General features: G+C 58.7%; 21 protein-coding genes and 1 tRNA gene. 9 read left to right on the forward strand and 13 right to left on the reverse strand.

Translation table 11 applies throughout. The annotated features are described in order from the left end of the window. Positions 1-24 precede the first annotated feature (24 nt). Both JAO82_RS00190 and JAO82_RS00195 read left to right on the forward strand, forming a co-directional pair. A complete protein-coding gene (locus tag JAO82_RS00190; RefSeq protein WP_198684321.1) occupies positions 25-942 on the forward strand; it encodes a LysR family transcriptional regulator in 918 nt (305 codons plus the stop codon). Positions 943-2,070: 1,128 nt separating this feature from the next. After that, on the forward strand, positions 2,071-2,730 hold the full coding sequence (locus JAO82_RS00195) for a rhomboid family intramembrane serine protease (RefSeq protein WP_198684322.1): 660 nt from the start codon (positions 2,071-2,073) through the stop codon (positions 2,728-2,730). Positions 2,731-2,774: 44 nt separating this feature from the next. Here JAO82_RS00195 and phoB read toward each other — a convergent pair whose 3' ends face one another. The 12 genes from phoB to JAO82_RS00255 all read right to left on the reverse strand — a co-directional run bounded on the left by phoB (position 2,775) and on the right by JAO82_RS00255 (position 13,911). Further along, a complete protein-coding gene (gene phoB / locus JAO82_RS00200; protein ID WP_232897177.1) occupies positions 2,775-3,458 on the reverse strand; it encodes a phosphate regulon transcriptional regulator PhoB in 684 nt (227 codons plus the stop codon). Between the two features lie 16 nt (positions 3,459-3,474). Further along, positions 3,475-4,191, reverse strand: a complete 717-nt coding sequence (gene phoU / locus JAO82_RS00205) for a phosphate signaling complex protein PhoU (RefSeq protein WP_198684324.1) — start codon at positions 4,189-4,191, stop codon at positions 3,475-3,477. 11 nt (positions 4,192-4,202) lie between these two features. Then, positions 4,203-4,991 carry a phosphate ABC transporter ATP-binding protein PstB gene (gene pstB / locus JAO82_RS00210; RefSeq protein ID WP_408635485.1) on the reverse strand — a complete coding sequence of 263 codons (789 nt, stop codon included), beginning with the start codon at positions 4,989-4,991 and terminating at the stop codon, positions 4,203-4,205. Between the two features lie 19 nt (positions 4,992-5,010). Beyond that, complete coding sequence (gene pstA, locus JAO82_RS00215) at positions 5,011-6,354, reverse strand: phosphate ABC transporter permease PstA (RefSeq protein ID WP_198684326.1); 1,344 nt, start codon at positions 6,352-6,354, stop codon at positions 5,011-5,013. Beyond that, on the reverse strand, positions 6,351-7,535 hold the full coding sequence (gene pstC, locus JAO82_RS00220; protein ID WP_198684327.1) for a phosphate ABC transporter permease subunit PstC: 1,185 nt from the start codon (positions 7,533-7,535) through the stop codon (positions 6,351-6,353). The genes pstA and pstC overlap by 4 nt, the downstream gene beginning before the upstream one ends. Positions 7,536-7,608: 73 nt before the next feature. Continuing rightward, on the reverse strand, positions 7,609-8,631 hold the full coding sequence (locus tag JAO82_RS00225; RefSeq protein WP_198684328.1) for a substrate-binding domain-containing protein: 1,023 nt from the start codon (positions 8,629-8,631) through the stop codon (positions 7,609-7,611). Positions 8,632-8,749: 118 nt separating this feature from the next. Further along, positions 8,750-9,778, reverse strand: a complete 1,029-nt coding sequence (locus tag JAO82_RS00230) for an ATP-binding protein (RefSeq protein WP_198684329.1) — start codon at positions 9,776-9,778, stop codon at positions 8,750-8,752. 1 nt (position 9,779) lies between these two features. Continuing rightward, on the reverse strand, positions 9,780-10,208 hold the full coding sequence (gene arsC, locus JAO82_RS00235; protein WP_198684330.1) for an arsenate reductase (glutaredoxin): 429 nt from the start codon (positions 10,206-10,208) through the stop codon (positions 9,780-9,782). Next, entirely contained in the window at positions 10,205-11,272 is a 1,068-nt protein-coding gene (arsB, locus tag JAO82_RS00240) for an ACR3 family arsenite efflux transporter (protein ID WP_198684331.1), read from the reverse strand. The genes arsC and arsB overlap by 4 nt, the downstream gene beginning before the upstream one ends. Before the next feature lie 38 nt (positions 11,273-11,310). Then, positions 11,311-11,640, reverse strand: coding sequence for an ArsR/SmtB family transcription factor (locus tag JAO82_RS00245; protein ID WP_198684332.1), 330 nt, complete (start codon positions 11,638-11,640; stop codon positions 11,311-11,313). Between the two features lie 127 nt (positions 11,641-11,767). Then, a complete protein-coding gene (locus JAO82_RS00250) occupies positions 11,768-13,405 on the reverse strand; it encodes a sodium:solute symporter family protein (RefSeq protein WP_198684333.1) in 1,638 nt (545 codons plus the stop codon). Then, complete coding sequence (locus JAO82_RS00255) at positions 13,402-13,911, reverse strand: OsmC family protein (protein WP_198684334.1); 510 nt, start codon at positions 13,909-13,911, stop codon at positions 13,402-13,404. The genes JAO82_RS00250 and JAO82_RS00255 overlap by 4 nt, the downstream gene beginning before the upstream one ends. An 866-nt stretch (positions 13,912-14,777) precedes the next feature. Between JAO82_RS00255 and JAO82_RS00260 the strand changes: the two genes are divergently transcribed. From JAO82_RS00260 to JAO82_RS00280, 5 genes are all read left to right on the forward strand, one after another. Continuing rightward, the gene (locus JAO82_RS00260) at positions 14,778-16,736 is read left to right on the forward strand and encodes a glycosyltransferase family 2 protein (protein ID WP_198684335.1); all 1,959 of its coding nucleotides are present in this window, start codon (positions 14,778-14,780) and stop codon (positions 16,734-16,736) included. Beyond that, the gene (locus JAO82_RS00265) at positions 16,733-17,326 is read left to right on the forward strand and encodes a hypothetical protein (protein WP_198684336.1); all 594 of its coding nucleotides are present in this window, start codon (positions 16,733-16,735) and stop codon (positions 17,324-17,326) included. The genes JAO82_RS00260 and JAO82_RS00265 overlap by 4 nt, the downstream gene beginning before the upstream one ends. 54 nt (positions 17,327-17,380) lie before the next feature. After that, positions 17,381-18,334, forward strand: a complete 954-nt coding sequence (locus tag JAO82_RS00270; protein ID WP_198684337.1) for a hypothetical protein — start codon at positions 17,381-17,383, stop codon at positions 18,332-18,334. Positions 18,335-18,424: 90 nt separating this feature from the next. Then, the gene (locus JAO82_RS14400; RefSeq protein WP_332872468.1) at positions 18,425-20,083 is read left to right on the forward strand and encodes a GMC family oxidoreductase; all 1,659 of its coding nucleotides are present in this window, start codon (positions 18,425-18,427) and stop codon (positions 20,081-20,083) included. Further along, the gene (locus JAO82_RS00280) at positions 20,070-20,447 is read left to right on the forward strand and encodes a hypothetical protein (protein ID WP_198684338.1); all 378 of its coding nucleotides are present in this window, start codon (positions 20,070-20,072) and stop codon (positions 20,445-20,447) included. The genes JAO82_RS14400 and JAO82_RS00280 overlap by 14 nt, the downstream gene beginning before the upstream one ends. A gap of 72 nt (positions 20,448-20,519) precedes the next feature. Here JAO82_RS00280 and JAO82_RS00285 read toward each other — a convergent pair whose 3' ends face one another. Next, positions 20,520-22,472, reverse strand: a complete 1,953-nt coding sequence (locus JAO82_RS00285) for a heavy metal translocating P-type ATPase (protein ID WP_232897156.1) — start codon at positions 22,470-22,472, stop codon at positions 20,520-20,522. A 349-nt stretch (positions 22,473-22,821) separates the two neighbouring features. Between JAO82_RS00285 and JAO82_RS00290 the strand changes: the two genes are divergently transcribed. Continuing rightward, a tRNA-Val gene (locus JAO82_RS00290) sits at positions 22,822-22,896 on the forward strand. A 506-nt stretch (positions 22,897-23,402) separates the two neighbouring features. After that, the gene (gene folE, locus JAO82_RS00295) at positions 23,403-24,125 is read left to right on the forward strand and encodes a GTP cyclohydrolase I (RefSeq protein ID WP_198684339.1); all 723 of its coding nucleotides are present in this window, start codon (positions 23,403-23,405) and stop codon (positions 24,123-24,125) included. Positions 24,126-24,340 lie beyond the last annotated feature (215 nt).

Consider the following 24,340-nt stretch of genomic DNA (forward strand, 5'->3'; position numbering starts at 1 on the left):
TTGTCCGTAGTGCAATAATCGGCCATGCAGGATATCAAACCAATCCGCGTGTTTCTAAAAGTGGCCGAGTTGAGCAGCTTTGCCGCAGCCGCGCGCAGCTTGAACATGACGCCCGCCTCGGTCACGCGCATCGTCGCCAGGCTGGAGCAAGACCTTGGCCAGCAACTTCTGGTGCGCACGACCCGGCAGGTAGCTCTGACCAGCGCCGGTGCCATGGTGGCTGCGCGTTTTCGCCCAGTGGTCAACGACTTCGATCAGGTCGCCGAGGAAATCACCCGCGCTGTTTGGCCAGATCGCGGGCGTCTCTCGTTGAATGCGCCCTTGTCGCTTGGGTTGCGGCTGCTGCCCACTTTGTTTGACCGGTTTCGTCTGGCCTACCCGAATATTTCGCTTGATGTGCAACTGACCGATGAGTTGGTGGATATCGTCGAGGAAAACTGCGATCTTGCCATTCGGGTGTCAGGTCCGCCCAGCGACAAATCGACCATTTGGCGCAAGATTTGCGAGGTGCCCCGCCATGCCGTCGCAGCGCCCAGCCTGTTCGCGCGAATGCAGCGGCCCGAAACCCCGTATGACCTCGATCCATCGTTCTGCATGTCCTATTCAGCGATTGGCAAGGCAGAGGTCTGGGAGTTCCGCAAAGAGGGCGCGAAACGGAACCTTTCGGCAGGATCTTCCATCATCTCCAACAACGGAGATTTCTTGTATTCCTTGGCGAGGTTGGGGAATGGCATAGCTGTTTTGCCAGATTTTATCGTGAAGGATGGCATTGCCACCGGCGAGGTCGAGGTGGTGCTGAGCGATTGGTCTATCACCCCGCTCTGGCTGACGCTGTATTATCCGCCTTACGAGGTTCTGCCTCCCGTGGTGGCGACATTCACTGATTTTTTTGAAGCGCATTTGCGCGAAGTGGCGGCGTTGAACTTCAGCAACCAGGGCTGAGTGCAGGATTCACAGGCCAACCGGTAAACGGCAACGCTAGCAGCGACCAAGGTTCAGATTTTCAACTCGTTCTCACGCATATGCACAGCCCGCTAAGCCAGCGACGTTAACTTATGGCTTCTATCACTAATGCTACGTTGGCGCGGGATGAAAGCCTATTGTGGCACTGGCCGTCTGACGCCACAAATGCGGCAGCGCTCGATGGTTTCTAAAGTCGTGGCCCCAGACCCGTCGAATTAAGCCGTCTTCCTGACTGACGGGCGGACCATCGCTCTGCGCACGAACTTGGCCGCGCGGAACCTGATTTGCGCGCCTTCTATGACAGCCCCCGCACGGCCTGATCGCTACCCCTGGGGCCTCTCCTCACCCGCGCGGGGCGGCTCAGGAGTCACTCGTACTGTGGGCTCGGTCGGGGACTCGCAAATCGGAGCGCAGACAACTACCCCTTGGCCACTTTCGGCTTACGCAGCCCTTGCCCGCTCACCAACGCCATGGCACAGTTCCTTACTAAAATTGGTGCTGCGCAACACCAAGACCTTTTTTATCGTTGTATATCAACGCTGTGCACTTCGGATTCTGCCCCAACCGCCGGAGCCAATATAACTGCAAAGCCAACATCACACCACGCCCCGCCAAAGCGCGGGACGCTGGTTTTCGGGCCCAGTAGGCACATATTAGGCAGATAAAACCCAAAATGCAGCACTTCATGAATCGCAGAGCACCTTATGAATCTGCGGTATGCCCCGGCCTCATCGAAACCTATCTTCTGCAGGCCAGAACTCAATCCGTTGCGACGCCTGAAGAACAAACCAAAGTGCGATGACTCGCTTGGCAGCTCAGCGACAACAAAACCCTTGTGAAGCAGTCAGAAACGCCTAATCCGCGCCAGAGCGCCGACGTTCGGAGCCTTGAGAAGAAGGCTTCTCAAAGTATTGCAGGCAGTTAGAGGCACCCTCCAAAGAGCTGTTTGCCGATTTCACGCGGCACGGCTGGTTTCAGTGGCGCTGTTTTCTTGGTACCGGTTGAGTCTGACGCATCATCCGAGAAAAAATATAGCGGCCCAGTCGATGTGATCCGAACTGGCGGTTTGATCTTGGCCCCCTTGTGTCGAAGGACTATCTTCCGCTCATGAAGTCTACATTCGCAGATCGTCGGCGACCGACGCGCCCGGCACCGCAGACTGGCGCGCCGGGATTTTTGTGGTGTCTGGTCGGCGTTATGGCAGCGATCGAACTGGTCTTGAGCCTTTCCGCATCCGGTTTTTTCGGGACGCCGAACTTACGGTGGCTCGCCTTCACATTCGGGGCATTCTGGCAGCCGATCCTGACCGGCACAATGCCCCCGGTCCTGCCCGGCCAGTCTGTCTTGATGTTTATCACTTACGCTTTTCTGCATGGCGGTTTCCTGCACCTTGCCATGAACAGCGTCATCCTACTGTCGCTGGGAAAGTTTGCCGCTACCCATGTCGGAGCGGCCAAGACATTGCTGGTCCTATTTCTGTCAGCAGTCGGGGGCGCCGCATGTTTCGCGCTGTTGTCCTCCAGCACTGCGCCGATGATCGGCGCGTCCGGCGCGGTCTTTGGCCTGATCGGGCTGTGGCAAGCTGCAGACTATCAGATTCGCCGGCGATCCAAGCTCCCGGTGCAGCCGATCGTCACGGCGATCCTCGGGCTGGTCGCAGCCAATGTCGTCTTCTTCGTTGTCCTTTCCGGTGGTCTCGCCTGGGAGGCGCATCTCGGCGGATGGATCGCTGGCTGGTTTTCAGGGCAAAGCTTCGCGCGACGCTGACGCCCCTCTACCCTATTCTCGCGCGATTTCCGCTGCGATTTTTCTCAGCCCAAAGCATAGCCAGCGCCGCGCACCGTTCGCAGCGGATCATCCCCGCCATGCTGGCACAACGCCTTGCGCAGGCGGCCGATGTGAACATCGACGGTGCGGGTCTCGACGTGGATGTCCCGGCCCCAGACAAGATCTAGAAGCCGCGCGCGGCTGAACACCCGTCCGGGCTTGTCCATCAATGTGGCAAGCAGTCGAAATTCCGTCGGCCCCAGCTCTAAAGCCCTGCCCGCGCGGGTAACACGGTGGGTTTCACTATCAAGCCGGATATCCGCGAACTCCAGAACCACACCGGCCGCCGAGGGCCGCACCCGTCGCAGATTGGCGCGAACCCGTGCAATGAGTTCGGCGACAGAATACGGCTTGACCACATAATCGTCGGCACCGGTTTCAAGACCGCGGACAAGGTCCGGCTCGTCCGAGCGCGCCGACAGCATGATCACCGGGATTGCCCGCGTCTCGTTTTGCCGCTTCAGCCGCCGGCATACCTCGATTCCCGACAGCTTGGGCATCATCCAGTCAAGAATGATCAGGTCGGGCGGGTTTTCATCGACTAGCAGCAGCGCCTCTTCGCCATCACCCGCCTCGCTCACGCGATAGCCTTCGGCCGCGAGATTGTAGCGGATGACCTCGCGCTGTGCGGTTTCGTCCTCGACCAGAAGGATCAACGGTTTGTCCATGCTCACCCTGCTGCTCCTATCCACTGGTGCCGGACGAGATGACGGTATTGTCGGCCTTTGGGCGATCATCGTCTGGCAACACGCCGCTCACCAGATAAATTACCTGTTCGGCAATACCGGTGGCGTGATCGCCCACGCGCTCGATATTCTTGGCGATGAAATGCAAATGCATACAGGCCGAAATATTGCGCGGGTCTTCCATCATATGGGTCAGGAACTCGCGGAAAAGGGTATTGTACATCTGGTCCACATCGTGATCACCCTGTCGTACCTGCTCCGCCAGATCGGCATTGCGTTGGCTATAGGCGTCAAGGACGTTCTTCAACTGCAACTGCACCGCCTTGCCCATGCGGCGGATCGACCCCGCTGCACCCTCAATGGCGGGCATCGTGGACAGCACGTTGGAGCGTTTCGCGAGGTTCTTGGCATAGTCGCCGCAGCGCTCCAAGGCGGCTGCAATCTTCATGGCCGTCAGCACCGTGCGCAAATCCGCAGCGGTGGGCGCGCGCAATGCGATCAGACGGGCGGCTTCGATATTGATCTGTTCTTCCAACGCATCAATCGTGGCGTCGCCCCGGCGCACCTGGTCGGCAAGTTCCACGTCGCGGGTTTCCAAAGCGCGGACCGCATCCAGAATCGCGGCTTCGACCAGACCGCCCATACGGGTGATCATGGCCTGTATCGCTTCGAGATCGCGGTCGAATGCAGTAGTAATATGATGCTTACGTGTCATTTCGTCTTCCTTCAGCCGATCCGGCCAGTGATATAGCTTTCGGTGCGCGGGTCGGCAGGATTGGTAAAGATATCGCCTGTTTCTCCGTATTCCACCAAAGAGCCAAGGTGAAAAAACGCGGTGCGCTGGCTGACCCGGGCGGCCTGCTGCATGGAGTGGGTAACGATCACCACGCAGAATCGTGCACGCAACTCGTCGATTAGCTCCTCAATCTGGGCAGTGGCGATGGGATCCAGTGCCGAGCAGGGTTCGTCCATCAGCAGTATCTGGGGCGAGGTGGCGATGGCGCGGGCGATGCAAAGACGCTGCTGCTGCCCGCCCGAAAGGCCGGTACCGGGGGCATCAAGACGATCCTTAACCTCGTCCCAGAGGGCGGCGCGACGCAGCGATTTTTCCACCACCTCGTCCAACTCGGCGCGGGTGCGGGTCAGGCCGTGGATCTTTGGGCCATAGGCCACGTTATCGCGGATGGATTTGGGGAATGGGTTGGGTTTCTGAAACACCATCCCGACCTTGGCACGCAGTTGCACTGGATCAATGCGCGGGTCGTGGATCTCCTCGCCGTCGATACGGATGTCACCCTGCACGCGGGCAGTGGTAATTGTGTCATTCATTCGGTTCAGACAGCGCAGAAAGGTCGACTTGCCGCAGCCCGACGGCCCGATCAAGGCGGTCACTGCCTTATCCGGTATATCGACGTCAATGTCGCGAATGGCATGAGTCTCTCCATAATAGACCTGAACGCCACGGGCGCTGATCTTGGTACTGTCGGCGGTCACATCCAACTCTGGTATCAATATATCTTTCACGGCGGTTCCTTTACCAACGGCGTTCAAATCGGCGGCGCAGCAAGATGGCCGCAGCGTTCATGACAAGAAGAAAGGCCAGCAGCACGAGGATCGCGCCCGAGGCACGCTCGACAAAAGCCGGATCGGCGCGCTGGGTCCAATTATAGATCTGGACCGGCAGCGCCGAGGCGGGATCAAACAGCCCTTCAGGGGGCGCGTCGGGGAATTCGCGCACGAAGGCGACCATGCCGATCAGCAAGAGCGGCGCGGTCTCGCCCAAGGCCTGCGCCAAGCCGAGGATCGCACCGGTCAGGATGCCCGGCGCGGCCAGCGGCAAGACATGATGAAAGACCGCCTGCATTCGCGACGCCCCGACGCCCAGCGCCGCCTCGCGGATCGAAGGCGGCACCGCCTTGAGGCTGGCGCGGGTGGCGATGATGATCGTGGGCAGGGTCATCAATGTCAGAACAAGCCCGCCCACCATCGGCGCCGATTGCGGTAATCCGGCAAAATTGATGAAGATCGCAAGGCCGAGGATGCCAAACACGATCGACGGCACGGCGGCGAGATTGGCGATATTTACCTCGATCAGATCGGTCAAGCGGTTCTTGGGAGCAAATTCTTCCAGATAGATCGACGCCGCCACGCCAATCGGCAGCGCCAGCACCAGCACAATCAGCATCATGTAGGCCGATCCGAGGATCGCGACACCAAGCCCCGCCGCCTCGGGACGCTGGTCAGATGCGTCGGGAGCGATCAGGAATGCGCGGTTGAAATCAAGCGACATGAGACCCCGCTGGATCATCGCATCGGCCAATTGTAACTGCCGGGGGGAAACATTGCTGTCCAGCGCCGCGGTTTCCATCGTGACCCGGCCTTTCAGGTAGCCGTCGATCCGGCCATTGGCAAGGATCGGCACCTCGACGGTCTGGCCGAGCAGGTCAGGGTCAGCCAAGACCATATTACGGAACTGCGCAGGCGCTTCTCTTGAGATAAGGTCGGCGATTTCCTTGTCGGTCAGCCCATCTACGACAATACCCGCCCGCGCCACGGCATTGTTCAGGGCCGCGGCGATTACCTTGCCATAGCCGATTGTGGTGACCTTCTTCAGGTCTTCGACATCACGGGTGCCGGATTTATCCAGCGCCGCTTCGCTTAGATAGATCGGAACATGGAGATAGGCTTGGCGGAACGCGCCAAGGCCCGAAGACAACACTGACGTCAGCAGCATTGCCAGCGCCAGAATACCGATCAGGACCGCGCCCAAACCATAGGCGCGAAATCGGGCTTCAGCGGCACTGCGCCGTGCGGTGCGGTCGCTGCGTTCAAGCAGCGAGCCCGGTCGCGGGTCCTCAAATCGCAAGCGATCGCTCATTCGTATTGTTCCCTGTATTTGCGTACGATCACCAGTGCCACCACGTTCAGGCACAGGGTAATCGCGAACAGCGTTAGGCCCAGCGCGAAGGCCACAAGCGTCTCCGGTGCAGCGAAATCGCTGTCGCCAGTCAATTGGCTAACGATTTTAACGGTGATCGTGGTCATCGCTTCGAACGGATTCAAGCTGAGCTTGGCGGCAGCTCCGGCCCCTAAGACCACGATCATGGTTTCGCCAATGGCCCGACTGGCGGCCAGAAGCACGGCCCCGACGATGCCTGGCAGGGCGGCGGGCAGGATCACCTGACGGATCGTCTCGGATTGCGTCGCCCCAAGGCACAACGAGCCATCGCGCAAGGATTGCGGAACCTGGCTGATAATGTCATCGGACAGCGACGAAACGAATGGGATCAGCATGATCCCCATGACGAGGCCTGCAGTCATCACCGAAGATCCGCTCGATCCCAACCCAAGCGGCTGTGCGAAATAATCGCGCAGCAAGGGGCCGACAGTGATCAGCGCGAAAAGCCCATAAACAATGGTCGGGATCCCCGCGAGGATCTCGATGAGGGGCTTGACCACCCCGCGAAACCGGCGCCCGGCATATTCCGCCATGTAAATCGCCGCAAAAAGCCCCACCGGCACCGCGAAGACCAGCGCGATAGCACTGATATAGAGCGTCCCCCAAAGCAGCGGCAGGAATCCCAGATCTGAATTTCCCTGAAATCGTGGTGCCCAAGTGGTCGAAAGGAAGAAATCCCGCCAACCGTATTGGGCAAAAAAATTCTGCGTCTCGAAAACCAAAGATGCGATGATCCCCGCCGTGGTGGCGATGGCGACACAGGCGGCGAGGATCAGCAAAACCAGCGCCACAAACTCGACCGTCTTGCGGGCGCGCAAGTCTGCCGTGATGCGGCGCAGCGACCAGAAAAGTCCGGCCAGCGCCAAGACCACGGCGGCGATGGTATCAAGTGGCGCCAGCGGCGTGCCAATCTGTAGCAAGGCGAACAGGGCAAGCCCCGGCACCAACGCGTAGAAAACCGTAGCCCAGCCGTAATGACCCGGCAGGGAGTGCAGTTTGCGGACATCGCCATTGACACAGGCAAGGGCGCGCGCGCGGCCCAATACATAGGCTGAAGCGGCGAATAACAGCACGGTCGTCACGGTCCAGAATGCGGACATGAGCCCTCCAAGAGTCGGCAGTATTGGGCGAACCGGCCAAAACCGGATCGCCCAGTTGAACAAGTTGCGCGAATCAGTTCATCAGGGCTTCATCTGCGACCACTGCCTGCGTAGCCGCAAGTTCCGGGTCGGGCACCAGCCCGTATTCCGCCAGCGGCCCACCGGGGCCGGCAATATCATCGGAGATGAAGAATTCGGCATATTCCTTCAGTCCGGGGATTACGCCGAGATGCGCCTGCTTGATGTAGATATAGAGCGGTCGCGACACCGGATATTCGCCCGAAGCAATGGTCTCGGTGGAGGGCGCGATGCCGCTCATCGTGGCAACTTGCAGTTTCGCGGTGTTGTTTTCGTAGAACGACAGCCCGAACACGCCGATCCCGTCCTTGTTGCTGGCGATCCGGGCCAGCGTTTCGGTGTAATCGCCGTCGATTTCCACTGCGCGGCCGTCGGTGCGCAGTGACGTGCAGAGTTTACCCGCCTCCTCGCCAGCCAGAGCTTCCAGTTCGGCCAGCGCGCCGCTGTCCTTGCAGCCCTGTTCGATCACCTTTTCGTCGAACACTTCCCTTGTGCCGTGCTTGGTACCGGGTACGAAAGTCGCGATCTCTTGCGCAGGCAGATCGGGATTCACTTCATTCCACAGGGTCACGTCGTTGGGAACCAGCTTCCCGTCCACGACAACCTCGGCGGCCAGCGCCTTATACCAATCTGTCGGGGTGAAGGCGAAGCCAGCACCTTCGATGTCGGAGGCAAACACGATCCCGTCATAGCCGATTTGCACTTCGATGATGTCGTTCACCCCGTTGGCCTGGCAGACCGCGATTTCGCTATCCTTGATCCGGCGCGAGGCGTTGGCGATGTCGACGGTGTTTTCGCCCACGCCATCACAGAAACGTTTCAGGCCAGCCGAAGACCCGCCAGATTCAATCACCGGCGTGGGAAAATCCGTGTTCTCGCCAAAAAGTTCGGCAACGATCGTGGCATAGGGCAGCACGGTGGACGAGCCGGCGACCTGCACTTGATCGCGGGCGGTGGCAGCGGTGGCCGAAACCGCAAATAGGGCCAGAGCAGAGGTCGTGAGTATCATCCGGGACATGGAGCTTCTCCTGTTGTGTCGCGGCGGTTCGTTCGAAGACGATCCGCACCCCCGCTCTACCCTCGGTCCGCTACAGTTTTACGACAGTCATGTAACAGTTTCATGAAACATGGCTGTCTTAGTCAGCCTTTGGCAAGATAACCGAAAAGCATGACCCTTTGCCGCGCTCGCTGCTGATTTCGAGTTGGCCGCCATGTCGGTTGAGAATATGTTTAACGATGGACAGGCCCAGACCGGTGCCGCCTTTCTCGCGCGACCGGTGATCGTCAATGCGATAGAATCTTTCGGTCAAGCGCGGCAAATGCATCGCGTCGATCCCCTCGCCCCGGTCGATCACGTCGATACGCAGCTTCGGATCATCTGCGCGAGAGCGTAAATTGACTGTGATCCGCTTACCATCCGAGCCGTATTTAAGCGCATTTTCGATCAGGTTCTGCAACACCTGCGTCAGTTGATCTGCATCAGCGCGGATATCCGGCGCGGTATCGAGTCCGAGAATCTCCAGTTCAATTCCCGCCTCATCGGCAACCGGTCGCAAGCTGGTCGCGGTAGCATTAACCAGTTCAACAATATTAACTCTTGTTGAGGGGCGCTGCCGCTCTTGCGCCTCGACTTTCGACAGCGACAGCAGTTCCTGAACCAGCCGGTTCATCCGCTCGGCCTCGCGTTGCATGATCGCAAGAAAGCGCTCACGCGCAGCCGGATCGTCCTTGGCGGTGCCTTGCAGAGTTTCGATGAAACCCATCAGGGTCGTCAGCGGGGTGCGCAATTCGTGGCTTACATTGGCAATAAAATCCCGCCGGAACTGGCCGATGAGCTCTTTCTCGGTGATATCCTCGAAGGCGCAGAGCGCGCCGGGCATATCATCCAAGGATATTGGCGAAACCGTGACGCGATAAGTCTGCTGATATGACGGGCCGAGAATCTCATAGCGCGCCCAACCCGTCGTTTCCTGACGCAGCGCCGCCTCAATGGCGGCAAGCAGGGCGGGCTGGCGCAGGGCGAGGGCATGATGCCGACCGATCTGGTTCGCGCCCACAATCGCTTCGCCAGCCGGGTTGGCGAAATCAATCCTGTCATCCGCGCCGATCACGACAATTGGCAGCGGAATGATCGACAATGTTGCCTGAAGCCGATGTTGATCCATGCTAACCCTCCTTGGCGCGGCACCCTTTGTCGTCGATCAGTGGCGTGTCATCCTCTTTGACCATCGGGCCGGGTGGCAGGCGGTCAAGAAGACCGAGAACGGCCTCGCTCGGACGACAAAGCCGCACTCCCCTGGGCGAGCAAACGATGGGGCGGTTGACCAGCACAGGGTGCTCCAACATTGCCGCGAGCAGCGTCTCGTCGCCCACGGAAGGATCCAGCAGCCCCAATTCCTCCGCCGGCGATTTTGTTGTCCGCAATGCGCTGCGGGGCGTCAGGTCGGCCGCGGCAAATAGCGCCAGAAGCTGCGGGCGGGTCCACCCGGTTTGAAGATAGTCAATCACAATCGGTGTCTCGCCCGAGGCCTCAATAAGCGCCAGCACATTGCGCGAGGTGCCGCAATCGGGGTTGTGATGGATGACGATGCTCACGACGCTCCCCCTTCCTTTGGAAACCAATGCTGCGTGCGGTTGGCGAAGGCAACGAGCGACAGCATCACCGGCACCTCGACGAGAACGCCGACGACGGTGGCGAGCGCCGCGCCGGACCCCAGCCCGAACAGACTGATCGCGACGGCGACGGCCAGTTCAAAGAAATTCGACGTGCCGATCAGAGCACAAGGGGCTGCCACATTGAAGGGAATGCGCCATATTCGCGCTGCACCATAAGCCACAAAAAAGATGCCGTAGGACTGGATCAGCAGCGGCACCGCGATCAGCACGATGACGAGCGGGCGATCAAGGATCACTTCGCCCTGAAACCCGAACAGCAGCACCACCGTGGCCAGAAGCCCGAGCATGGAAAACGGCTGCACCCGCGCCTTGAACCCATCAACCGCCGCTTCGCCGCCCTTGGCAACAAGGTTTTGACGGGTCACATAGCCGGCCAACAGTGGCAGCAGAACGTAAAGGCCGACCGACAGCAGCAGCGTGTCCCACGGCACCACGATGTCGGTCACACCCAGCAGCAAGGCCACGATGGGCGCGAAGGCAAAGACCATGATCACGTCGTTCACACTGACCTGCACCAACGTATAGGTCGCATCGCCGCGCGTGAGGTTCGACCAGACAAACACCATTGCGGTGCAGGGTGCAGCCCCCAACAGGATGACGCCCGCGAGATAAGCCTGCGCATCGTCCGGCGGGATCAGGCCCGCAAAAACGTAGTTAAAAAACAGCACGCCGAGCGCCGCCATCGTGAACGGCTTGATCAACCAGTTCACCACAAGGGTCACGATCAGGCCTTTCGGCTTATCGCCAACCTGGCGCAGCGACCCGAAATCCACGCCAACCATCATCGGATAGACCATCGCCCAGATCAGCACCGCCACCGGCAGATTGACCGAGGCGATCTCCATCGCGGCCAGAACGGAAAAGAGGCCCGGAAAAAGATTGCCAAGCAGCAGCCCCCCGCCGATGGCAAGCGCCACCCAAACCGAAAGCCAGCGTTCAAAAAGACCCAGCCCCGCAGCAGCCGGAAGTGATGTATCGCTCATATTGATCACTCAGTTTTTTAAGGTGGGTGATAGTGCATTTATGTGCAGACAAGTTCATCAAGGACAGGCTGGCACAGCTCTGGGCATCCGCCGCAGCAATCCTCCATCAGAAAAGCCAGCAGACCACGCATCCCATTCATGTCGGCAAAGTAACGGATGCTGCGCCCTTCCCGCACGCTCCGGATCAAGCCAGAACGCGCCAAGATCGCCAAATTGGCCGACATGGTGTTCTGGCGGACCTCAAGAGTATCGCTGATATTGCCAGCCGACATGCCCGCCTCGCCGGCCTTGATTAGCAAGCGGAACACGTCGAGACGCGTTGATTGACTTAGTGCGGCAAAGGCGTCGAGTGCACGATATTTATCCATAAATCGTGAAGTATGGAATTGTCGTATTAGGGTCAAGCCCAATCCTCGACCCCACGGGGGATGTTAAACCGACCCCATCCCCTAGTGCACCGCGCAGACAGATGCCCTGCCCGCGCGGTGCCAACGTTTATGACGGGAGCTTGCGGGACTGAATGGTATATTTTTGGTTTTGAGCAAGCGCTGCGGGTGCGGTCAGGAGGAAAGCCGCCCCCGATGCCAGAACCACTCCAACAAATAGCACCAACCCGCCGAAACCCAGCCTTTCAAGCATTGGCCCTGCCAGCACCACAGTTGCGATCAGCGCGCCGACCGCCCCGCCAAAGGCCATCGCAGTACGCTGGCGCTGCATGTTGGTCGTGAATTGCCAGCGTGCCGTGAGCAAAGTCACCACCACCAAGGTCGCAAGATTGGCTGACATCCCCACCCAGACCGGATGCAGGTCAAGGAAGAACGTCTGCGGCGACCAATCCCCCGCATGGTACCAACCCAGACCGGTCGCGAAACCGGCCAGCATGGCCAGAATGACGGCCCCACGGTTGGCCAGTGGCCAGAAGAACACTGCCAGCATCGGTGCCAATGTCGCGCCATTGCGCAAGGTCCAGGCCAGCACATTCCACCAGGCCGAATCTTCGGCACGCAGGAAAGCATAGAAGATCATCAGCAGCGTCAGCAGCACCAAGGCCCATCTTGTATAGCGAATGAGATCGGCTTCGCTGGCATTCGGGCGGATGGCGCGACCCACATCGCGGCCAAGGCTGGTGGCCCCCGAAAACTGGCACGGCCCCGCCCAGCTGAGCGCACATGCCCAGACGCCAAGGAAGAAGACCCCGACCAGCGGTGCGGGCAACACCTCGGCGATATAGATTGGCACAGCGACCAGAGCGCGTCCCTGATCGGGTACGACAATGGCGGTTGCGGTGCCAAGCACGATGCTGGCCAAGATCAAGGGCGTGCCAAACAAAGCCGCCAGATACAGCCCCTTTTGGCCATCCTTTGCGGTGCGGCAGGAAAGGGCCATCTGGAACGCGGCTTGCGCGAGGATGACATTAACGATGAAGGTGCCAAACCACGCGACGATCAGGGTCGGACCGGCGGCGAAAAGATCAAACATCGCGGGTCGGTCAGTTATCAGATCACTGAGACCGGAGATACCCGGCTTGATCAGGACAGCCCCCATGCCAACAGCAACCATGGCCGCGAAAAGGATGCAATTCATGGTCTGGGTGAACGCCACCGCCCGCATTCCGCCAGTCCACAGGAACACCAGCAGTAAAACTGCGGTTGCGATGATCGAGGCATAGATCGACAATTCGGTAAACGTATGCAGTGCCGAGGCAAACGCAATCGCCGTCGCGACCGACCACATCGGGAAAGTGAAGGCGGTGATCGCCCCCCCGACCCCAAGCGCGACCCGTCCAAACCGCTCGCCGATGACACCGGAGACCGTCACCACCAACTTTTCCCGCAGCGGTTTGACCAGAACGATTGCAATCAGCAGCACCTGCACAGTCTCGGCCACGCCATACCAGACTGCCGAAATCCCCGTACGATAGCTGAGTTCAATAATCGCGATGAAGGACGAGCCAGAAAACAGTCCCGTGATGCAGAATGCAACCGTGAGCGGGCTGAAGTTCCGACCGGCAACGAAAAACCCGCTGGCGCTACCATCGGCGTGGCGCCGGCTCAGAACGATGCGCCCGACGACCACCAGCGCGACGGTGTAAATTACCGCAAGCCCGATGGTCCATGCTCCCGCCGCTGTCATTTTTGCCCCCGGCTTGCAGAAATGTTCCAGACCACTTCGACCGTGGCCCCTGAATCGCGCACCAAGTTCACCGCAGGGCAGCGTTTTTCGGCTCGCTCACGCAGCACATCTAGAAGCTCACGCGGCGCGTCGGTGGTCAGAGCGATTGTCAGCCGATAATTGCAGAAATGGGGTGACACATCAGCCGTCCCGTGAAAGCCGCGCACGTCGATATCCGCCGCGCTTTCGGTTCGTATGTCTTTGATATCGAGGCCAAGCTCGTTCGCGACAGTCGCGATCACGACGGTGACGCACGCGTTAACGGCACCCGCCACCAGTTCCATCGGGGTGGCCGCCTCATCCTTACCGCCAAGATATGCGGGTTCATCGGCGCGGAACTGATGGTTGCGCACCGTCATCACCGTTGCCATGCCCCCTTCCCACTCGCCCAGTGCCCGGACGGTTTTGATCTGCGCCTTACCCTTAGAGGCGTTGAGTTGAGAATCGGTATTTAGATCGAGGGTCATTTTACGTCTCCATTATCAATATCTGACGTTGGGCTTTCTCGTTGCTGCCGTTAGCTTGCTGACCACCTGCTTGTCGGAGACCCGTTCACCACAAATCTGGCAGGATCGACGACGCCCTCTGTCGATGGCATGTCAAAGCCGATAACAGTCGAATGTTCGCAAGCAACGCGGAAGCTCCACAATCAGGAATATTTCCCGAATGGCCTGCAATCCGCCCATTCGCAAGGAGGGTTTGGTGGCTATTCCGTCCATATTAGAGAACGTAATTCCGCCACCCCATTTGTTGCTGGGATGTATTCCAATCTGTTTCGAACCCATCGGACACAAAGTCGCTCACGAGAGGGCCAACCGCGCTTTGGTTCTTTTTTGTTAGTGCGCCAGATTGCTGATCGCGCCGCCTCACCTAAACCCACTACGGCCAACGCTGTTCGTCCAAGCAAAACATTTCAGAATCCTGGATCCTGACGGGAGGGCAAACATCTTGGCCCGCCGCTCGAGCGGATCAGAAGCTCAAACCCATTCGCAACCTAAGGCTGCAGCACCTCGCAGTGAAGATTTTGTCCCGACACACTCTTGAAGACTTCACAACGCTCTAATCCAAAGCTTTTCAGTTCAGGAAAATACGGGCTACCCATGACCACACCAGCGCACCCACGTAAATTTCATCATTAATTTACATAGGCTTATATATACCTCTCAAGAATTTGAGCAATCAATCCGCCAATCAGACTGGCGCTAACCTGACTGCATGTCAGCGGCTGATTGCCAAACAACGTCAGTTACGATGCGATTGACTCTGAGCCTAAGCCCGGTCAACGATCTGAAGCAGCCCCCCTGGGATTCTCGGTAAAGTAGAGAGATCTGCTATGAAAAATCTAATCCCCGAACTTGCTCGGGCCCTTGCCGATTGGGCGGCGCAATGTCGCTCTGTCAGCCGGAACGAGCCGCTGACCATCGGGGGACTGGATCGCAGCAATTCCAGCCGCGCGCTGGATTCGATGTTCTTTGTCGACGGAATCGAACACATTTCGCCCAGCGGAACAGGTCCGGTCGAGTTTACCTGCTTTGAAAAACTCAATACGGGAACGCTGCGAAATTCCTTCTATCCCGAAGTTTTTTTGCGCCACAGCGGGTTTGAACACTATCGCCTGCATCTGGAACTGACCGGCAGTTTCGCGTTGAAAATAAAAATAGCAACGCCCGGCCAACCGGTTAGCACCCTATTGGAGAAGGTTTTGTCCCCCAAGGGGACCGACACGGCCACCGGCGACGGCACGGCCCGATACGGGATTGATATTGACATCGACCTGCGGCGCGACGTTCCCAAGAACGCCCGCCTGTTCTGGAGTGTTACTGCGCTAGAGGATGGCGCAATGCTGCACAACGGCGCGTGGCGCGCCCTTGCGCCGAAATCGGTGCCGGGACGTATGCTGGTGGTGTTGCGCACCTTCGGGCGCACTGCGGATATTCTGGCTATGCTTGAATCCGCGCAACGGCAGGCTGCTACCGATAATGGGTATGCGCGGATGCTGCGCAACACTTTCTTCATGATTCTCGACACCTCTACCGGGATCGAAGCGGCAGATTATGACACGCTCAAGCACCTCAACAGCCTCAACAGCTTTGTTTTCCGGGGGCCGAATATGGGCGGTGGCGGCAATATGAGCCAGGCGCTGCTTGCCCTGTCGGGCGCGGTCAAAGCGTCCGGCGTGGATGTGGGCGAATTGCTGTTGCTGGACGATGACCTGCTGATATCGCTGGAGTCGCTGCGCCGCCACTGGGCCGGCACACTGATGCGAACCGACAGCACCATATTCACCCTGCCGGTATTCATGAAATCCCAGCCGCGCAAGATGTGGGAGGACGGCGCGTTCTGGGGTAGGTTTTTGGGCCGCGAAAATTTGCCGGAGCGCAATGCGATCGCGCCACGGCTGCTGCGCCATAATCTGGAGTTCAACGGATTCGATCATCTTGATGATATGGCCGGTGCACATTACCCAGAATACTGCACCTTCATCTTTCTTAGCCTGCCCTACTCCCGGTTTCGCGAGCTAGGCTATCCCGCTGCCTTCTTTCTGCGCGGCGACGATATCGAATACAGCCTGCGCAATCGTGCCGAGGGCGGGCGAACCATGTCCAATCCCAACTTGGCGGTCTGGCATGAGCCAGCCCATTCCTACGCGCAGGAATATATGTCCATTGCCCATGGCATGATGATCAACATGGCCTATGGTCAGGAAAAGGTGGATGATTTTCTGGCGTTCTTTCAACAGCGTGCCTTGGCACATTTGAGCGTCGGTGACGCCTGCGGTCTGGAGTTATATGGCAGCGTGCTGCGCGACGTTCTGGGCTGCAATGTCTTTCTGGAACCCGGATTCAGCGATCATTACCTGACCAAGCTTCAGGCGTTCAAAGCCTTCGATGGGTTATTCGAATGTATCCCCGACGAAGTTCTGAACACGATCAGCCAGGGTGCGGCGCACAACGGTCAGGTGGTAGGGCGCTTTGGTTTCCTTTATATGCCGACTGAGGGGCATCCGGATCTTGAGCGGGTCATTCTGGAAAATCCGCACGCTGAAACACATCGCGTCTATCGCCCCGCTGATCCCCAGAACCTGATCCGGGTCAATCGCGCCGCAAGCGAATTGTTCTGCTTGGTTGACCGGCTGGCACAAGAGTTCGACTCGGTGCGCGCCCATTACGCCGCCCGGCTGAAGGCAACATCGCAACAGGAGTTCTGGCTCCAGGAAATGGCACTCAGTTCCAGCCCTGGCCCCAAGGTGTTGCACCTGCCCCTGACCTCTCAGAAAAAGGTCGGCACATGAAACCGGTTCAGATGGATCCCGGCGATCGGATGGACCTGGTTCGCGCCAGATTTGTACTGGCTGGCGCTCCGGTGCCGGCAGACCAGAACCTGTATATGCGCCCGCTCGCAGACCCTGCTTGCCATGTCGACGGGATCGCCCATGAGCGGCGCGTTGCGATGGTCGCCGATGCCAACCCTCCTTCTTGGATGACCGGGATCAATTGGCACCTGCACCCGCAAGCAGACGGCAGCTGGCGGATCGTCAACCAGAACGAACTGCAGCACTGCCTAAGCGCCATACCCAGCGGACAGATAGAGCTGCACAGGGCAATGGACGGCTTTGTCGCTGCGCCGACAAGTTGGCTCATCTATCGGCAGAGGGGGCGCGATGTGTTTTGCTTGCGTCCAGCGGGCGGGCAATGGCTGTGTTGGCGCGATGGAGCCATCAGCCTGGGCCGACGGGGCGGGCCGGATGATAAGACGATGTTATGGCGGTTCCAACTTCCCAAGCCAGCAGCGTCGGCGCCGCTCCCAAAGCCAGCACCCAAAATGAATACCGCACGCCGGGCGCTTGAAGCCATTGGCCTGCGAAAAACAAGAACCCGATGACCTAACTGACGAGTTTCGCGTGATCGTCATTCCTGAAGGAGCGAAGTAAACAGTATGAAACCTAAGCTTATCCTCCACATTGGCACATTCAAAACTGCTTCAGGCACATTGCAGTCATTACTCGCGGCGCAAAGGGAGCAATTATTGGCGAAGGGGTTTCTCTATGCCGATACCTCCCGCCCCCCGCATTCTGACAAGCCCTCGCACTCAAGTCTTGTCTGGGCCACGGTCTCTGGCGCGGCTGCTTTCGACATTGAGTATCATACTATCCTTGATGAGTTTCGTAACTCGGGGGCCTCAACCCTTATTCTAAGCGAAGAGGGTTTTTCCAACCTGCGTGAGGGACATGCCTTGATGGGTCGGTATAAAGACGATTTCGATGTGGAAGTGGTTTGTTACCTACGTCGTCAAGATTATTATGCCGAGTCACTTTGGAATCAGTTCAGCCGGGAAGGGAAGGTCAAGCAAGGGATCCAGCCTTTCATACGGCAGCCACGCATCCGAAACCGGTTTGACTATTTGAGCCTTCTAGAATTCTGGCAGACAGTCGGTGTAGTTCACGCGTATAGCTTTGAAGACGTTGTCGCCTCAGACGGTATCGTCGCCGATTTCGCTCGCGTCTCTGGGATTCCGCTCGAAGGTGGCGAGGTCCGCAAGAATGTCAGCCCGAGCATGGAGTTTGCCGCCGTTCTGGCAGCGGCCAACCGCTACGTTCGGGTCCATGTTCCGAAGGTGCGGCAACATATCGAAAAAGAACTGGGCAAAAACACCCGAAAACAGGCCTTGGGCAGCCGGTTGCGGCGCGAGTTGCTGGATGAATTTGCCGACCACAACCTTCGACTGGCAGAGCAATACGGCGTCCGGTTCTCAGTTGCCATGCCTGATGAACCCGTCGAGCCCCTGCGCATTGCTGGCCCGAAGCGCCTCGCACGGTTCGCCGATATTCTTGGCATCCCCCCCGGAACCGAATTCGGCAAGGCCGCTCAGATCCGGCCGGCCAATCAATAGCTGTTGCGGGGATATTGGTGAGGCGGAGTGCATCAGCTCGCCGCCTCTAGAGTGGATATCTAGGCGCCAACCATAGAAGAAGATAGAAAAATAACGGAAACAAGAAAATACGACGTTTGCATCATCGGCGGTGGTTTGACCGGCCTGATGACCGCCAAGGCCGCGCTGGCTCAAGGCAAGTCGGTTCTCGTGATCGAACGCGGCGGCGAATATGCCCCGGACGAGACTGACCGCCGGACCTGGTGGAAAGAATCCGTCCACTCCTCGCCCGCACAGGAGAACGGCTATCTGCATTACAGAAACAGCTTCGAGAACGAACGAAAATATTTCGACGATCTGGTCGAGAACGAATCCGGCCTGCCGCCGTGGAGCTTCAAATACAACATGTGGTACGGAATCGGCGGCGCGTCGCAGATGTGGAGCGGCATGTCCTGGCGATTGGCACCCGAAGATTTCCAGACCGAAACCTATTATGGCTACGGCAAGGACTGGCCGATTTCCTATGCAGATATCGCACCGTTTTACGACCGGGCCGAACAGTTTCTCGAAGTTGCTGGCCCAGCGGGCGAAACGCGGCAGCGATTCAAATACTGGCCTTGGGACAATGATTTCGTCTATCCGCACTTCCCGCTCAGCTATCTCGACAACAAGTTCCAGACCGTGCTGGGAGATCTGGGCGAGCTGGTGCCCCAACCCCACGCGGTACGCAACAGGCCCGCCGATGAGGGCGGCTGCGTCGGTGCGAAAACCTGTGTCAGCTATTGCGCGGCGCGGGCGATCTTCAAGGGGAATGAACGAATTCTGCCGGAGATCATGTTCAACGACAATTTGGAGATCTTGTTTGAAACCGCCGTCACCTGCCTGAACTGGGATATCGACGCAGCCCGGATCACCAATGTGACCTGCAAGACCCACGGCGAAGATCAGCCATTCCCCATCGAGGCTGAGACCTTCTTCCTGTGCGGCAACGCTTTTGAGAACATCCGCCTGATAAAATACTCCGAGGCGCAGACGGGTAAATCCTTTGGCCAGAGTAGCCAATGGGTCGGGCGCTGTTTCTCGTCCCATGCGTCCGTCACCTATACCGTGGTGATGAACGAAGATGTGTTTCCGGTCCGCGGTCGCCCCACCCATGGCAGCGTCATCGAGTGGGTGCGGCGCGACCCCGGCACGCGCGAGGGTGGGATCACGCTTGAGGTCTGGAACAATGATTTCACTTTGGGCTACGGTCCTTGGCAGCACTTTGACGCCCATGTCCAGCAGGGCCATTGGGGCGGGCACCTGTTCAACCTGCTGGACAGTTTCGAGCGGCGCTTTTGCATTTCGATGATCTTCGAGACCGAGATGACCGCTGAAAAGCGCCTGACACTCAGCCCACACGCGGTGGACAAGTTCGGCATTCCTATCGGTCGCGTCGATCTGGGGCTATCGGAAATGGACGAGAGGACGCTGGCAAGGCTGGAGGAATTGGCCGCAGAAATCGGCGCTCGCGACGGCATTGCCCAGTTTTTCCAAAACGGGCGCGGGATCAATGGCAACCACCCACTGGGCGGATTGCGCATGTCGCTAAGCGCCGAGACCGGCGTCGTCAACGACCGCTGTCGCTCGCACGATTTTCGCAATCTCTATATCTTGGGCGGCGGTGCGTTCTGTTCGACCGGCAGTTTCAACCCCACATTGACGATCACCGCCATGGCGATCCGCGCCTTTGAAGACCCCGAGCTTGGATGGAACGATGTCCCCTATTGAACAAGAGCTTTTATCCGACTTTCAAGCAATCCTGCTGGAGACACTGGTACCCCTGCCAGTGCAACGGCGCATACCGGGTGTGCGAAAAACGTGGCAGGACGTGATCGCAACCGGACCGGGACGTGATGCGTTGACCGGATTGTTCCGCGAAAGCCTGCGCACCCAGTGCAGTGTCGCCGAGACGATCCGACAAGGTATAGTCGACCAGAACCCGCAGGTTCGCGAATTGAAAGATTGCCTTTACGAAAAGATCGTGCACGACCAGTCGCTGATCCGGACATTCATGCAGCGCCCCATCACCAACGGCAACGAACACTGCCCCTATTGGGACGGGTTCACATATACGGAGGCGCCGAAACGATAGAGCAAGCGCCAGACATCGGCTCTACTGCGGTGATCTTCCCCCACCTGTGGCAGAATGCCAGTCGAATTAGCTTCAAGCGTCCGCCTCTCTTTTTTCCGTGCTGGCAGACGTCAAAACATTGTGTTTTCGGGTCGGACGTCTTGCGAGCAGGCGCAGCCCGTTCAGCACCACCAACACCGTGCCGCCCTCATGCCCGATCACCGCCAGTGGCAGCGGCAGGTCAAAGAACAGCCCGGCAGTGACCAGCACCACCATGACCACGATGGCGAAGATCAGGTTCTGGCGGATAATCAAGGCCGTGCGACGGGCAAGGTCATGTGCCTCGGAAAGTTGGCGCATGTCCTCGGACAACAGCGCCACGTCGGCAGCTTGCAGCGCAACCTCGGAACCGGCGGCTCCCATTGCGATACCGATATCGGCGCGCGCAAGCGCCGCCGCATCGTTGACCCCGTCCCCGACAAAAGCCACTTTGCCAGTATCCGCAAGCGCCGCAACGCCACGCACCTTATCCTCGGGCAGCATTTCAGCGTGGATTTCGTTAGGGTCAAAGCCAAGCCCTGCCCCGATCCGCTGCGCCACCGCCCGCCTGTCCCCGGTCATCATCATGACCCGGCGCACACCGCTGGCGCGCAGGGCATCCAGAGCCGGCCCGGAACTTGCGCGCGCCTCGTCAGCCACGCTGACCGCGCCCAGCACCGTAGAACCGCGCCCCAGATAGATCACCGTATCGGCACTATCTGCCAGTGCCTGTAACCGCCCGACTTCAACGGGCGCGCCCATGGCCGCGGCCAAATAGGCGTTTCCCGCCCAGACCGTACCGAAACCGTCATGACCCGTGATTCCGGCACCCGGTCGGGCGCTGACTCCGGCCACCTTGGCAGGGTCAAGCCCGCGTTTTGCGGCCTCGCGCCGGATTGCCGTGGCGATGTGGTGTTCGGAATGCGCTTCAAGCCCGGCCAGCAATGACAAAAACCCTTGCGTGTCCTCATCCAGCGCAACGATCTGCGTCACCACAGCCTGCCCGGTGGTCAACGTACCGGTCTTATCAAAGGCAAAACTATCGACCGCCGCAAGCGTTTCCAGCGCAGCGCCACCCTTGAACAATACCCCGCCACGCGCGGCGGCGGACAGCGCAGACAAGATCGCCGCCGGAACCGAGATAACGATTGCGCAGGGGCTGGCGGCCACCAGTAACGTCGCGGCCTTGTACATGGCCTGTTGCCAGTCGCTGTACAGCCAGTAAAAAGCGGCAAATGCAACGAACGCACCGATCAGAACCGCGATGGTATAGCGCTGGCCAAACCATGCGCTGAAGCGCTCGGATGGGGCCTTGGCGGCTTGCGCTTCGGTCACCAGACGAATCATGCGGGCGATGGTGCTCTCGCCGACCGTGCGGGTCACCGTAACATCCAGCACCCCGTCAAGGTTTACCGTGGCCTCGTAAACTGGCTCGCCCGGTCCCTTTGATGCAGGCATGGATTCGCCGGTGATATTGGCTTCGTCAACGCCGCCGTGACCCACAGCGATCGTGCCGTCGGTCGGCACCCGTGCACCCGGACGCAACACTACAATATCGCCGACCTCCAACGCGGTTGCCGCGACCTCTTCGACTGATCCTGATGCGGTCTTGCGCAGCGCGGTCTCGGGGCGCAGCGCCATCAATGCCTCGATCGCATGGCGCGCGCGGCCAAGTGCGCGACTTTCCATCGTGCCGGCAACGCTGAACAGCGTCAGAAGAATCGCCCCCTCCAGCGGTGCGCCGACCGCAGCCGCCGCCACGGCGGCGACGACCATCAGCAGATCGATATCGAGAACCTGCTCTCGCCAAAGTGCCGTCACTGCCCGCCAACCTGCTGGAAAACCACCGGCAAGATACACAATTGCCAGCCCCGGAAAGCTAAGCGCGGCAAACCATTCTCCCGGCAGCCATATTCCAGCCAGCGCCAACAGCATCCCCAGGACCGTCATCAGCGACAAGAGGAAAGAACTGTCACGCAACAGAGACTGCATTAGGCCTTGTTTCATCTCTTTTCTCACGGCCTTACTCCACCAATGTCAGGGCGCTTATCACGGGTTGTCCTGCCGTCCCGTCGCAGCCAAGACGATTTGAACGAACACTTACCCCAATCTTCGAACATGCGCCCGGCCCGACCACCCTGATGTGTTGCCGATGTCCAGCTTGTGAGCCAAATACGCCACGCGATCGTCCAGACATCCTACCTCCGCTGCCGCGCCAATCCGACGCCTAAACGGCTATGGCTATCGTCCCGCTCACCGCATCCGTCCGTATGATCGGATTGTGAGAAATACACACCTGCCGCGATCCAAAGACCCACTTGCAGAGCATTCAGAGTAAATGTATTACGCCCTTAATGGGTGATTAGCTCAGTGGTAGAGCGCTTCGTTCACATCGAAGATGTCAGGAGTTCAAATCTCTTATCACCCACCATTCCACAAAGTGCGATCGACGGAACTATCATAGCCTAGGTCACCCAAGTTACCAGCCTCGCCCATCGCGACTGCAGCGCGGCGATTGTTTCGCAGGCGGATTTCAGGTTGCGTCAAAGAGAAGGTGGTGCACCCATCAGGACTGCATGACATTGCGCAATTTCAAGGGCTTGTGCCGCAAAGTGCCCACCAGTAGCGCCCATACAAATCAATAACTTAGGATGCCAAGTGCACATTTTTCAGGGATGCTTGCACCCCACATCCAGAGCCGAACCATATACCACATAGGTGCCTCAATTTTTGGCTGCTGTGGGGACCAAGCGATGTCACATACGACCAGAGACTGCTGGCGTTCATGCCGGATGCGAATCTTACCGACGCAGCTGAACATGGCCACGCATGCTGCAGGCTAGGTTTTTCCTCGAAATTCGGGATCAGCGAGCGGCTGGTATTTAATACTTCAATCTGGCAGGGATCACGTTCCAGTTATTGAACGAAAGATCAGCCATGCCAGTCCATTCAGTTGACACGACAGAACGTCGCAGCCGCCCTACACCGGATGCATCAGTCTCTGAACGTATCCGTGCCCGTCTGACTGCGGCTAATGTACGCTTCAACGCCAACGACAACATCGCAGCTTTCCTAAACGAAGGTGAACTGGACGCGCTACGTGACGAAGTTGCCGAGCTTATGCAAGGGGTGCTGAGAGCATTGGTGATCGACACGTCCCGTGACCACAACACAACAGACACGCCCCGCCGCGTTGCCAAGATGTTTATCGATGAGGTCTTCGCCGGGCGCTACCAGGCTGCGCCGGATGTTACTGCATTTCCCAATGTTTCCCGCCTGAATGAACTGATGATCATCGGCCCGATCACGGTGCGAAGCGCTTGTTCGCATCATTTATGCCCGATCATGGGGCGCGTCTGGGTCGGAGTTTTGCCGAGCGCCGAATCCGAGCTCATAGGCCTGTCGAAATACACGCGCCTTTGCGACTGGATCATGAGCCGCCCGCAAATCCAAGAAGAAGCCGTCGTGATGCTGGCCAATGAATTGGAGACGCGCATTCATCCCGACGGACTGGCGGTAGTGATGGAGGCGGACCACTTTTGCATGCACTGGCGCGGGGTGAAGGACAATCAGTCCATGATGGCCAATTCGGTCATGCGCGGGGCCTTCCTATCAAATGCAGATCTACGCCGTGAATTCTTGAGCCTGATAAAACGCTGACTTTTCGTAGAACACCACTCCAAGTGGTGGTGCCGGCAAGAGCTAGGAGCGAAGGCCTTTCGCTATCTGTGATTGGCTATGCGGTCATTCTGGCTGCGCAGTCTTTGGCCAGCTGGAAGAGCAGGCTGACGCCACCGGTGGTGATCGGCGCTGGTAGGCAGCCCACCTATTTGAGAGCCAGCCTCTTTGTAAAATCAGTGTGGTTTAGGCCCTCA

It is taken from the genome of Pontibaca salina (assembly GCF_016307205.1).
In the GTDB taxonomy this organism is placed as follows: domain Bacteria; phylum Pseudomonadota; class Alphaproteobacteria; order Rhodobacterales; family Rhodobacteraceae; genus Pontibaca; species Pontibaca salina.